This window comes from Pseudomonas sp. 91RF (assembly GCF_003576265.1).
Taxonomy (GTDB): Bacteria; Pseudomonadota; Gammaproteobacteria; order Pseudomonadales; family Pseudomonadaceae; genus Aquipseudomonas; species Aquipseudomonas kribbensis.
In genome coordinates this window covers 16,426-29,240 of record NZ_QWFC01000051.1, presented here as the reverse complement: position 1 = coordinate 29,240, position 12,815 = coordinate 16,426, and the positions used below count along the sequence as shown (strand labels likewise).

The 12,815-nt window shown below is 57.4% G+C and carries 11 protein-coding genes; 6 read left to right on the top strand and 5 right to left on the bottom strand.

Annotated features, from left to right (window positions below):
- Window positions 1-35: 35 nt before the first annotated feature.
- Window positions 36-749, top strand: a complete 714-nt coding sequence (locus tag DXT77_RS27380) for a response regulator transcription factor (RefSeq protein ID WP_119429885.1) — start codon at window positions 36-38, stop codon at window positions 747-749.
- 23 nt (window positions 750-772) lie between these two features.
- Here the strand turns inward: DXT77_RS27380 and dinD are convergent, their stop codons facing one another.
- From dinD to dnaA, 5 genes are all read right to left on the bottom strand, one after another.
- Window positions 773-1,591, bottom strand: a complete 819-nt coding sequence (gene dinD / locus DXT77_RS27375; protein ID WP_119429884.1) for a DNA damage-inducible protein D — start codon at window positions 1,589-1,591, stop codon at window positions 773-775.
- 218 nt (window positions 1,592-1,809) lie between these two features.
- Complete coding sequence (gyrB, locus tag DXT77_RS27370) at window positions 1,810-4,227, bottom strand: DNA topoisomerase (ATP-hydrolyzing) subunit B (protein ID WP_085686140.1); 2,418 nt, start codon at window positions 4,225-4,227, stop codon at window positions 1,810-1,812.
- 5 nt (window positions 4,228-4,232) lie between these two features.
- Window positions 4,233-5,336: a DNA replication/repair protein RecF gene (gene recF, locus DXT77_RS27365; protein WP_119429883.1), complete on the bottom strand. Its 1,104-nt coding sequence runs from the start codon at window positions 5,334-5,336 to the stop codon at window positions 4,233-4,235.
- Between the two features lie 14 nt (window positions 5,337-5,350).
- Window positions 5,351-6,454, bottom strand: coding sequence for a DNA polymerase III subunit beta (dnaN, locus tag DXT77_RS27360; RefSeq protein WP_119429882.1), 1,104 nt, complete (start codon window positions 6,452-6,454; stop codon window positions 5,351-5,353).
- Between the two features lie 39 nt (window positions 6,455-6,493).
- On the bottom strand, window positions 6,494-8,017 hold the full coding sequence (gene dnaA / locus DXT77_RS27355; RefSeq protein WP_119429881.1) for a chromosomal replication initiator protein DnaA: 1,524 nt from the start codon (window positions 8,015-8,017) through the stop codon (window positions 6,494-6,496).
- Window positions 8,018-8,583: 566 nt separating this feature from the next.
- On the opposite strand from dnaA, the gene rpmH reads away from it, so the two are divergent.
- The 5 genes from rpmH to mnmE all read left to right on the top strand — a co-directional run bounded on the left by rpmH (window position 8,584) and on the right by mnmE (window position 12,511).
- A complete protein-coding gene (gene rpmH, locus DXT77_RS27350; protein ID WP_003213577.1) occupies window positions 8,584-8,718 on the top strand; it encodes a 50S ribosomal protein L34 in 135 nt (44 codons plus the stop codon).
- Window positions 8,719-8,734: 16 nt separating this feature from the next.
- Window positions 8,735-9,136: a ribonuclease P protein component gene (rnpA, locus tag DXT77_RS27345; RefSeq protein WP_011336726.1), complete on the top strand. Its 402-nt coding sequence runs from the start codon at window positions 8,735-8,737 to the stop codon at window positions 9,134-9,136.
- The gene (gene yidD, locus DXT77_RS27340; protein WP_010465488.1) at window positions 9,129-9,374 is read left to right on the top strand and encodes a membrane protein insertion efficiency factor YidD; all 246 of its coding nucleotides are present in this window, start codon (window positions 9,129-9,131) and stop codon (window positions 9,372-9,374) included. The genes rnpA and yidD overlap by 8 nt, the downstream gene beginning before the upstream one ends.
- Window positions 9,375-9,376: 2 nt before the next feature.
- The gene (gene yidC, locus DXT77_RS27335) at window positions 9,377-11,059 is read left to right on the top strand and encodes a membrane protein insertase YidC (RefSeq protein ID WP_119429880.1); all 1,683 of its coding nucleotides are present in this window, start codon (window positions 9,377-9,379) and stop codon (window positions 11,057-11,059) included.
- 81 nt (window positions 11,060-11,140) lie between these two features.
- Complete coding sequence (mnmE, locus tag DXT77_RS27330) at window positions 11,141-12,511, top strand: tRNA uridine-5-carboxymethylaminomethyl(34) synthesis GTPase MnmE (RefSeq protein ID WP_114886525.1); 1,371 nt, start codon at window positions 11,141-11,143, stop codon at window positions 12,509-12,511.
- Window positions 12,512-12,815 lie beyond the last annotated feature (304 nt).

Below are 12,815 nucleotides of genomic sequence, written 5' to 3'. Positions count from 1 at the left end.
ACCACCCATTACCCAAGCGACAAGGAAACCCGCGTATGCGCGTTGCGATACTGGACGATGAACCCGCCGAACTGCGCCGGGTCGAGCAGACCCTGCAACAAATGGCCGAGGCCGGCGAACAGCCCTGGTCGCTGCACAGTTTCGAACGCGGAGAAGACCTGCTGCGGCAACTGCGCCGGGAAACCTTCGATCTGCTGATCCTCGACTGGCAGCTTCCCGATCTCACCGGCCTGGCGCTACTGCGCTGGACTCGCGAGCACATGGAAGCCCCGCCGGCCGCCATCATGCTCACCAGTCGCGACGGCGAGAGCGATATCGTCCAGGCGTTGAATGCAGGGGCCGACGACTATGTCAGCAAACCGTTCCGTCCCAACGAGTTGAAGGCTCGTGTCACCGCCGTATTGCGCCGGCACAGCCATCAGCGCCCGACGGTGGCCAATGTCCTGCGTTTCAATGATCTGGTATTTGATGACGCTGAATTGACCGTCACGCGCGAAGGCAAGCCGATTATGATGACCGAGCGTGAGTACCGGCTCGCTCACTGTTTATTCAGCAACCTCGGCCGACCACTGTCACGGGACTATCTATACGAAAGGTTCTGGCCCCATGAAGAGATGGCCTCGTCACGGCCACTGGATACCCACATCTATCGCCTGCGCAACAAGCTGGGGCTGACGGCGGATCGGGGTTGGCAGCTGCTGACGATTTATGGGTATGGGTATCGGTTGGAGAGTGTGGCGGCAGGGTAGCGAGTAATTCCGGATCGGAAAACTCACTTTAGTTTCTTGGCTGCGGACTCAACCTCTTGAATGCTGTTCTCCGGAACTGGCAAATCTTCAGGCATGGCTCCGCCGAGCTCTACGATGGTTTCTCTTACCTTTCTACCAACTTCCAGATGGACTTGATTAGCCTGCTTCTTGCCTTGGACGTTATCACGACGCAGCTTGTCCTCAGCCTGTGTTGCGCGGAACAAGTTGGCAGCCAATTCGGTTGATCCCATGTGATCAAGAATTTTCTGACTCTTTTTTAGTCCTTTGCGTTGGTGAATGGCTTTCTGATCAAGGCCGCCATATAGCCCTTGATAACCGTGGTTCTGGAAAATGGCGAAATCCAGGCCGGTTTCAACGCCAGCCTGTTGCGCTGCTTCCACCAGTTGCTTGTTGTGCTCACGTAACTCATTACGCAACAGCAGGCGTTTTTGATCATCCCTCAGCTTCTGAAATGAAGCGTCGTCCGCCAATTCCTGACGTCGGGTCTGAATTGCGAAATAGGTCTGCCCTGCGGCAATAACCGGTTTGATCGGGTCTCCGTTCTGAACAATCAGATAACAGGCATATCGAGAGAGCTGGATATCCTTCACCGATCGCTGGGATCCGGACCCCAGCAAAACCATTTTGGTGACGTCAACGAAATGGTCTGCGATGCGATGACTACTTAGCTCGCAGGCCTGCACTGCTTTACCAATGACATTTTCGAAGTTCCGCCAATCCCTGTATTCCAAGAGAGGCGCAAGCTCTCGGGCGGACCAGAATTCAAAGCCATCTTCCGACTGGTGCTTCAGGTCTTCGAAAGACCGGTGCTGTTCGCTCAAGGTAATTCCTCCGCAGATTGGGGGTGATCTGAATTTCTTCCAATAACCCGGAACAGATTCACACTGACACCTCTCTGGAATCAATGGTGGCTTACAAATGCATACATTGTTGTCGGAAAAAATGTGTCGGTTTAGGGGCGCATTTATCGAACAAAAAAAGCCCGATGAATCAGAGATCCACCGGGCTTGGCATGGCTTCGGTCACATGTGCAAACGGATCAGAAATCCAGGTTGGACACCGCCAGAGCATTGCTCTCGATGAAGTCACGGCGAGGTTCGACCGCATCACCCATCAGGGTGTTGAAGATCTGGTCTGCGCCGATGGCGTCTTCGATGGTGACTTTCAGCATGCGGCGCACGCTTGGGTCCATGGTGGTTTCCCACAGCTGATCCGGGTTCATTTCGCCCAGACCTTTGTATCGCTGGATGGTATGGCGCTTGGTGCTTTCGGCCATCAGCCAGTCCAGGGCTTCCTTGAACTCGGTGACCGCTTTCTTGCGCTCGCCACGCTGGATGTACGCGCCTTCGTCGAGCAGGGTGCTCAGTTGAGCGCCGAGGGTGACAACGGTCTTGTAGTCGTTGCTGCCGAAGAAGTCGCGGTTGAAGGTGACGTAGTTCGACAGGCCGTGGGAGATCAGCTCGACCTCTGGCAGCCACACGCCACGTTCGCGGTCTTCACGCAGGCTGGCCTTGTAGACCAGGCCCGACTTCTCGACGGTGCGCAGACGGACTTCGTACTGGGCCAGCCAGTCTTGCATCTTGGCGTGGTCGCCGAGCATTTCCAGGCTGACGGCCGGCAGGTAGATAAAGTGCTCGGTCAGCTCCTGCGGGTACAGGCGCGACAGACGCTTGAGGGTCTTCATGACCATGCGGAAGTCATTCACCAGACGTTCCAGCGCTTCGCCGGAAATGCCCGGGGCGTCTTCGTTCAGGTGCAGGCTCGCATCTTCCAGGGCCGACTGCGTCATGTACTCTTCCATGGCGTCGTCGTCTTTGATGTATTGCTCTTGCTTGCCCTTCTTGACCTTGTACAGCGGCGGCTGGGCGATGTAGATGTAGCCGCGCTCGATCAGCTCAGGCAACTGACGGAAGAAGAAGGTCAGCAGCAGGGTACGGATGTGCGAACCGTCGACGTCAGCATCGGTCATGATGATGATGTTGTGATAGCGCAGCTTGTCGATGTTGTACTCTTCGCGACCGATACCGCAGCCCAGCGCGGTGATCAGGGTGCCCACTTCCTGGGACGAGATCATCTTGTCGAAACGGGCTTTCTCGACGTTGAGGATCTTGCCCTTCAGCGGCAGGATGGCCTGGGTCTTGCGGTTACGTCCCTGCTTGGCAGAGCCGCCCGCGGAGTCACCTTCCACGAGGTACAGTTCGGACAGCGCCGGGTCTTTTTCCTGGCAGTCGGCGAGCTTGCCCGGCAGACCGGCGATGTCCAGCGCGCCTTTGCGGCGGGTCATCTCACGGGCCTTGCGCGCCGCTTCACGGGCACGGGCGGCGTCGATCATCTTGCCGACGACCAGCTTGGCTTCGTTCGGGTTTTCCAGCAGGAAGTCCGAGAAGTACTTGCCCATTTCCTGTTCGACCGCGGTCTTCACTTCGGAAGACACCAGCTTGTCTTTGGTCTGGGAGCTGAACTTCGGATCCGGCACCTTTACCGAGATGATCGCGGTCAGGCCTTCACGAGCATCGTCCCCGGTGGTGGCGACTTTGTGCTTCTTCGCCAGACCTTCCTGCTCGATGTAGTTGTTCAGGTTACGCGTCAGTGCGGAACGGAAGCCCACCAGGTGGGTACCGCCGTCGCGCTGCGGAATGTTGTTGGTGAAGCACAACAGGTTCTCGTTGAAGCTGTCGTTCCACTGCAGGGCGATTTCCACGCCGATGCCGTCTTCACGCTGGATGTTGAAATGGAACACCTGGTTGACCGCAGTCTTGTTGGTGTTCAGGTATTCAACGAACGCACGCAGGCCGCCTTCGTATTTGAACAGCTCTTCCTTGCCGCTGCGCTCGTCCTTGAGGACGATGCCGACACCGGAGTTGAGGAAGGACAGCTCACGAATACGCTTGGCCAGGATGTCCCAGCTGAAGTGAATGTTCTTGAAGGTTTCCTTGGAAGCCTTGAAGTGAATCTGGGTGCCGGTGGTTTCGCTGTCGCCAACGATCGCCATCGGTGCCTGAGGTACGCCGTGGACGTAGGTCTGTTCCCAGATCTTGCCGCTGCGGCGAACGGTCAGGACCAGCTCTTCGGACAGCGCGTTCACTACCGAAACACCTACACCGTGCAGACCGCCGGATACCTTGTAGGAGTTGTCGTCGAACTTACCGCCGGCGTGGAGGACGGTCATGATGACCTCGGCGGCGGAAACGCCTTCCTCTTTGTGCACGTCTACCGGGATGCCACGGCCGTTGTCTTTGACGGTGATGGACTCATCCGGGTGGATGATGATGCTGATGTCGTCGCAATGGCCGGCGAGGGCTTCGTCGATCGAGTTGTCGACCACCTCGAACACCATGTGATGCAGACCGCTGCCATCGTCGGTGTCACCAATGTACATACCGGGACGTTTGCGCACGGCATCCAGGCCTTTCAGCACTTTAATGCTCGATGAGTCGTACGTATTTTCTTCGCTCAATGCCTTCACTCCCGATGGTCGTGGGTCTGGGTGATACGGCCCTGTTCCACGTGGAACAGAGCGACTGGCGTTTCCGTCTGCCAGCCTTCCCTCAATAATTCGTGATCTACACAGGTGATAAAGACCTGGCAGCGTAAGTCTTCCAGCAAGCGGCACAGCGCGCGACGGTGGCTATCGTCCAGCTCGGACGGCAAGTCATCCACCAGATAAATACACTGGCCGCGTCGGGCCTGGCTCACCAGATGCCCCTGGGCAATACGCAACGCACAGACCACCAGTTTTTGCTGACCCCGGGACAAGATGTCCGCGGCATTGTGCGCGCCCAATCTAAGACGCAAGTCAGCGCGTTGCGGTCCGGCCTGGGTATGCCCCATCTGCTGGTCCCGCTGCAGGGATCCGGCAAGCACGGCACTCAATTCCCGGTCCTTGTCCCAGCCTCGGTAATAGCTGAGCGTCAAACCTTCGAGCTCAACCAGTTCGCTCAAGGTTTGTTCAAAGACTGGTTTCAAGGCTTTGATGTAAGCGCGACGGTATTCATCGATTTCAGCGCTGGCCTGGCACAGTTCCCTGTCCCAAACCGCTTGCGAAACGGCGTCAAGTGTACCATGCCGCAGCCAGGAGTTTCTCTGGCGCAAGGCCTTCTGCAAACGCTGCCAGGTGGCCATGAACCGCGGTTCGACGTGGAACACGCCCCAGTCCAGGAACTGTCGGCGGATCTTCGGCGCACCTTCCAGCAGACGGAAGCTGTCGGGGTTGATCAACTGCAGCGGCAGAATCTCCGCCAGTTGCGCGGCACTGCGGGCATTCTGGCCGTCGATGCGAATCTGGAACTCGCCCTGACGGTCGCGAGATATCCCCAATGCGCTGTGGCCGCCCTCGGCGAGCTCGACCTGACCGAATACGGTACAGGCGAGTTGCTCATACTGGATGACCGGCAACAGCCGGGTGCTACGAAACGAACGGGCAAGCCCCAGCAGATGAATGGCTTCCAGAACACTGGTTTTGCCGCTGCCGTTGGCGCCGTAAAGAATGTTGATTCGGGGGGAAGGGGAGAAGGTCACCGGGTGCAGATTGCGCACCGCGGTGACCGAGACGCGACTTAGCGACATCCAGAGTCAGCTGATTACAGACGCATCGGCATGACAACGTAAGCCGAATCGTCGTTGTCGGACTCTTGCACCAGCGCACTGCTGTTGGAGTCGGACAGGATCAGACGAACCTGCTCGGTGGTCATCACGCCCAGTACGTCGAGCAGATAGCTCACGTTGAAGCCGATTTCCAGGGAGCCGCCGCTGTATTCCACGCCTACTTCTTCTTCCGCTTCTTCCTGCTCCGGGTTGTTCGCCTGGATTTTCAGCTGACCGCTGGCCAGTTGCAGACGAATGCCGCGGTACTTCTCGTTGGACAGAATCGCAGTACGGCTGAACGCTTCGCGCAGCGCCTGGCGGTCGCCCAATACCAGCTTGTCGCCGCCCTTCGGCAGAACGCGCTCGTAGTCAGGGAACTTGCCGTCGACCAGCTTCGAAGTGAAGGTGAATTCGCCGGTGGTCGCACGGATGTGGTGTTGACCCAGTACGATGCTGACGTTGCCGTCCGGCTCGGTGAGCAGACGAGCCAACTCAAGAATACCTTTGCGCGGCACGATCACCTGGTGACGATCCTGCTGACCGATGTCGGCCTGCATCGAGCACATCGCCAGACGGTGACCGTCGGTAGCCACGGCACGAATCACACCGGTGGACACTTCCAGCAACATGCCGTTGAGGTAGTAACGCACGTCCTGCTGGGCCATGGCGAAACTGGTGCGCTCGATCAGGCGACGCAGCTTGCTCTGATCCAGGCTGGTAGTCAGCGAGCCAGGGCCTTCTTCCACCGTCGGGAAGTCATTGGCCGGCAGGGTCGACAGGGTGAAGCGGCTACGGCCGGCCTTCACTACCAGCTTCTGCTCGTCGACCTTGATGTCGATCAGCGCATCGTTCGGCAAGCTCTTGCAGATATCCATCAGCTTGCGCGCGGGCACGGTGATTGAACCTGTTTCAGCCGGCTCTTCGAGTTGCACGCGACCGACCAGCTCGACTTCCAGGTCGGTACCGGTCAGCGACAGTTGCTGGCCATCGACGACCAGCAGCACGTTGGAGAGTACCGGCAAGGTCTGTCGGCGCTCGACGACGCCTGCGACCAGTTGCAGGGGTTTCAACAGGGCTTCGCGTTGAATGGTGAAATGCATGGTCTAGTCCCTTGCCTTAATAAGCTGCGCTGGTGTTCATCAAGTGGTCAGAGTACGCAGCAGGTTCTTGTAGTCCTCGCGGATATCCGCGTCGGATTCCTTAAGTTCGTTGATCTTGCGGCAGGCATGCAACACCGTCGTATGGTCGCGACCGCCAAACACATCACCGATTTCCGGCAGACTGTGGTTGGTCAGTTCCTTGGACAGAGCCATGGCGACCTGACGCGGGCGAGCGACCGAGCGCGAACGGCGCTTGGACAGCAAGTCGGAGATCTTGATCTTGTAGTACTCGGCGACCGTGCGCTGAATGTTATCCACAGAGACCAGTTTGTCCTGCAATGCCAACAGGTCTTTCAGGGATTCGCGAATCAGCTCGATGGTGATGTCGCGGCCCATGAAGTGCGAGTGGGCGATCACGCGTTTCAACGCGCCTTCCAGCTCACGGACGTTGGAACGAATGCGCTGGGCAATGAAGAACGCGGCATCGTGTGGCAACTCGACTTTGGCCTGGTCGGCCTTCTTCATCAAGATGGCCACGCGGGTTTCCAGCTCCGGCGGCTCGACGGCAACCGTCAGGCCCCAGCCGAAGCGGGATTTGAGGCGTTCTTCAAGGCCTTCGATTTCTTTCGGGTAGCGGTCACTGGTGAGAATGACCTGCTGGCCACCTTCAAGCAGGGCGTTGAAGGTGTGGAAAAACTCTTCCTGGGAACGCTCCTTGCGGGCGAAGAACTGAATGTCGTCGATCAGCAGGGCGTCCACCGAACGGTAGAACCGCTTGAACTCGTTGATCGCGTTCAGTTGCAGCGCCTTGACCATGTCGGCCACGAAACGCTCGGAATGCAGGTACACGACCTTGGCATTCGGATTCTTCTTTAACAGATGGTTACCCACCGCGTGCATCAAGTGCGTTTTACCCAGACCGACGCCGCCATAAAGGAAGAGCGGGTTGTAGCCGTGCTTGGGGTTGTCTGCCACTTGCCAGGCCGCCGCACGGGCGAGCTGGTTGGATTTACCTTCGACGAAGTTCTCGAAGGTAAAGGTGCGGTTCAGGTAGCTGGTGTGCTTGAGCGCGCCTTCGACCTGCACGGTGCGCTGTTCGGCACGCACTGGCGCTTGCTGCGAAGCCGCACCGGCCATCGGATCGAAACTGTCACGGGACGGCTCTTCGCTGACTTCCTCGGTTTTCTGCGTCACACGCTTGGCCGGGGTCGGAGCCGGTGCTGGTGCCGGAGCGCTGACGGGTGCGGCATTGGCCTGAGCCAGGGATGCAGCAGCGGCGGCCAACGGTGCATTCGGCGCGGCACGCGGTGCAGAACTGCGCTTGCTGCCTATTAATAAGGAGAGCGACGGCGCCAGGCCGTTGCCATGCTCATCCAGCAGTTCAAGGACGCGCCCCAGGTACTTTTCGTTGACCCAGTCCAGAACAAAACGGTTCGGTGCGTAGACACGCAACTCGTCGCCTTCGGCTTCGACCTGTAATGGACGGATCCAGGTGTTGAATTGTTGGGCTGGCAGCTCTTCGCGCAAAAGCTCCACGCACTGCTGCCAAAGTTCCACTGACACGGAAATCCCCTAAGTTGAAAGCCGGTGAGGCAAAAACAAGCGGCCATTGTAGCGGCGGGGCGTTCACTTATCCACATGCAGGTGGCCCGGTGGACATGATTTATCAATGCCTTATCTGGTGAAAAAGCGACCGACGGTGTGTGAATAAGCTCTGTGGATAACCGTAGCTGAGAGCACTGGACAACTGCGGGCGAAACTCGGTGGACAAGTCCCCTGTGGATAACCTCACTTTCCACACACAGGTTATCCGACAGCGCAGCACAGGCTGAACACTGTTTTCCAGCGTAGTTGTCATTCTCTGTACATCAAGCTCCACAAGGCCTCAGACCAGTTATCCACAGAAGGTGGCGGTCCTAGCTTTTACAAGCTTTACAGAAAAGCTTTAAATAATTCCCTTCTCTATTTTTATGTCTGGCGAACAAGGTTTCGAGCCTGCGGGCACCAGAGATCTATTTATAAGGAAACGTTGGTTGGAAATTGACCTATGGACTTGCTTTCTCTAGAATCCCCGGTCTCTTAAAACGGGGGCCATTCCGGCCCGTTGTGGACGAACCAGGTAACACGACATGAAACGTACTTTCCAACCAAGCACTATCAAACGCGCTCGTACCCACGGTTTCCGTGCTCGCATGGCTACCAAGAACGGTCGTGCCGTACTGTCGCGTCGTCGCGCCAAAGGCCGCGCACGTCTGGCAGTTTGATAATCCGGCACTGGAGGTGAGTCAGGACTTCAGTCGGGAAAAGCGTCTGCTTACTCCCCGGCATTTCAAGGCAGTCTTTGACTCCCCTACCGGCAAGGTTCCGGGGAAAAATCTCCTGCTCCTTGCACGCAACAACGATCTCGATCACCCCCGTCTTGGACTGGTTATCGGGAAAAAGAGCGTAAAGCTTTCCGTTGAGCGCAATCGCCTCAAACGTCTGATGCGCGAATCGTTTCGCCTGCACCAGGATTCACTGGTCGGCTGGGACATCGTTATCGTCGCGCGCAAAGGTTTGGGTGATGTAGAAAACCCCGAATTGATTCAGCATTTCGGCAAACTCTGGAAGCGTCTGGCACGCAACAAGCCGGTACCAGCAGTCAAAACCGAAACTGTAGGGGTAGACAGTCCAGATGCGTAAACTGGCACTCGTTCCGATCCAGTTTTACCGCTACGCCATTAGTCCCCTGATGGCCAGTCACTGTCGTTTCTACCCCAGTTGTTCTTGCTACGCGTATGAAGCCATCGAAAATCATGGCCTTCTGCGCGGTGGCTGGCTGACCTTTCGTCGTTTAGGTCGCTGTCATCCGTGGAATCCCGGTGGTTATGACCCGGTTCCACCTATCCCTACCTCCCGTTCTTCTTCGATGGCCGAGTAATCATGGATATCAAACGCACGATCCTGATCGTCGCCCTGGCAATCGTGTCCTACGTCATGGTTCTTAAATGGAACCAGGACTATGGTCAGGCTGCCCTGCCGACTCAGAATGTTGCTTCCAGTACGACTACATCCGGTTTGCCGGACACCGCCACTGGCAATAACGCTGCAGCCAGTGACGATATTCCGCGCGCCGCAAGCGATACCAGCGCACCTGCCGAAACGCCGGTCGCCGCCAGCAAGGATCTGATCCAGATCAAAACCGACGTGCTCGATCTGTCGATCGATCCACAGGGTGGCGATGTTGCCCAACTGACCTTGCCGCTGTATCCGCGTCGTCAGGATCGTCCGGACGTTCCGTTCCAGCTGTTCGACAACGGCGGCGAGCGTACTTACCTGGCGCAAAGCGGTCTGATCGGCACCAACGGCCCGGACGCCAGCCCGGCCGGTCGTCCGATCTACTCCTCGGAGAAGAAGACTTATCAACTGGCTGACGGTCAGGACCAATTGGTCGTCGACCTGAAGTTCAGCAAGGACGGCGTCAATTACATCAAGCGTTTCACCCTGAAACGTGGCCTGTATGACGTGACCGTCACTTATCTGATCGACAACCAGAGCGCTCAGCCTTGGTCCGGTTCGATGTTTGCCCAGCTGAAACGCGATGCAAGCGCCGATCCTTCGTCGACCACGGCTACCGGCACCGCGACTTACCTGGGCGCTGCCCTGTGGACAAGTTCCGAGCCGTACAAGAAAGTGTCCATGAAAGACATGGACAAAGGTCAGCTCAAGGAAACCGTGACCGGTGGCTGGGTAGCCTGGCTGCAACACTACTTCGTGACTGCATGGGTTGCTCCGAAGGGCGAAAACAACATCGTCCAGACCCGTAAAGACAGCAAAGGCAACTACATCATCGGTTACACCGGTCCTTCGCTGACCGCTGCACCGGGTGCAAAAGTCGAGACCAGCGCTGTTCTGTACGCCGGTCCGAAAAGCCAGGCGGTACTGAAAGAGTTGTCCCCAGGTCTGGAACTGACCGTCGACTACGGCATTCTGTGGTTCATTGCCCAGCCGATCTTCTGGCTGCTGCAACATATCCACGCCATTGTCGGCAACTGGGGCTGGTCGATCATCTTCCTGACCATGCTGATCAAAGGGATTTTCTTCCCGCTGTCGGCCGCCAGCTACAAGTCGATGGCCCGCATGCGCGCCGTGGCTCCGAAACTGGCTGCACTGAAAGAGCAACATGGCGATGACCGGCAGAAAATGTCGCAAGCCATGATGGAGCTGTACAAGAAAGAGAAGATCAATCCGCTGGGTGGCTGCTTGCCGATCCTGGTGCAGATGCCGGTATTCCTTTCCCTGTACTGGGTTCTGCTGGAAAGCGTGGAAATGCGCCAGGCGCCGTTCATGCTGTGGATTACCGACCTGTCGATCAAGGATCCGTTCTTCATCCTGCCGATCATCATGGGCGCGACCATGTTCATCCAGCAGCGTCTGAACCCGACTCCTCCGGATCCGATGCAAGCGAAGGTCATGAAAATGATGCCAATCATCTTCACCTTCTTCTTCCTGTGGTTCCCGGCTGGTCTGGTGCTGTACTGGGTTGTGAACAACTGCCTGTCGATTGCCCAACAGTGGTACATCACGCGTAAGATCGAAGCGGCGACGAAAAAAGCCGAGGCGTAACTTACTCTGTGGATAACACCACTCAAAACGCCCCCTAGTGGGGCGTTTTGCTATCTGCCATTTTTGTCTGGATATCGGTTTATGAGCGCACCTCGTGAAACCATCGCAGCCGTCGCTACCGCCCAGGGTCGTGGCGGCGTGGGCATCGTCAGAATTTCCGGGCCGCTGGCCAGCGTTGCAGCCAAGGCCATCAGCGGCCGCGAGCTGAAACCCCGATTTGCCCACTACGGGCCCTTCTTCAGTGACGATCAACAGGTGCTCGATGAAGGTCTGGCACTGTATTTCCCCGGACCGAACTCGTTCACCGGTGAAGATGTGCTGGAACTGCAGGGCCACGGCGGCCCGATCGTCCTCGACATGTTGCTCAAGCGTTGTCTGGAACTGGGTTGCCGTCTGGCCCGTCCGGGGGAATTCAGCGAACGCGCCTTCCTCAATGACAAACTCGACCTGGCCCAGGCCGAGGCCATTGCCGACCTGATCGAAGCCAGTTCTGCCCAGGCTGCACGCAATGCCTTGCGTTCCTTGCAGGGCGCGTTTTCCCAACGTGTGCATAACCTTACCGAACAACTGATCGGTCTGAGGATTTACGTTGAGGCAGCCATCGATTTCCCGGAAGAAGAGATCGACTTCCTCGCCGATGGCCATGTATTGAGCATGCTCGACAAGGTACGCGACGAGTTATCCACCGTACTGCGTGAAGCCGGGCAGGGTGCGCTGCTGCGTGATGGTATGACGGTGGTGATTGCCGGTCGTCCGAATGCCGGCAAATCCAGCCTGTTGAATGCACTGGCCGGGCGAGAAGCCGCCATCGTGACGGAAATCGCCGGCACGACCCGGGATATCCTGCGTGAACATATCCACATCGATGGCATGCCGCTGCATGTCGTAGACACCGCCGGTTTGCGTGATACCGATGACCATGTGGAAAAGATCGGCGTCGAACGTGCGTTGAAAGCCATTGGCGAAGCCGATCGGGTGCTGTTGGTGGTCGATGCCACCGCACCGGAAGCTGCAGATCCATTCGCGTTATGGCCTGAATTCCTTGAAACCCGACCAGATCCGGCAAAGGTCACCCTGATTCGCAATAAAGCGGATCTCACCGGTGAAGCGATTGCCCTGGAAGTCAGCGACGATGGCCACGTCACCATCAGCCTGAGTGCCAAGGCTGCCGGCGAAGGTCTGGATCTGCTTCGCGATCACCTGAAGGCCTGCATGGGTTACGAGCAGACCTCGGAAAGCAGCTTCAGCGCACGCCGCCGCCACCTGGAAGCACTGCGTCATGCCAGCGCGGCCCTGGAACACGGTCGTGCACAGCTGACTCTGGCGGGTGCCGGTGAACTGTTGGCGGAAGATCTGCGTCAGGCTCAGCAGTCCCTCGGGGAAATTACCGGTGCATTCAGCTCCGATGATCTGCTCGGACGCATCTTTTCCAGCTTCTGCATCGGTAAATAACCCTTCTGTTGTCCACAGACAGGTCCATTCGCGGCCTGTCTGTTTCTCCTCTTCGCATTCATTCCCTTCCAGTGCCGGACAGATTCCCTCTCCCTGAGCGGATTTCCCGTGTCCGCAGCATGCTCATTCATCCGATTTCTGTGGATTAAGCCCTGTGAATAACTGCCGCTGAGGGCAGTTGATAACAGGGTCTGAAAACTGAACATAACTGCCTCTGTGGATAACAGCCCCATTCATCCACAGGCTTACACCGGTTATCCAAGGGCCTCATGGTCACATGGGCACAGGGTTTTGAATCTCTGTA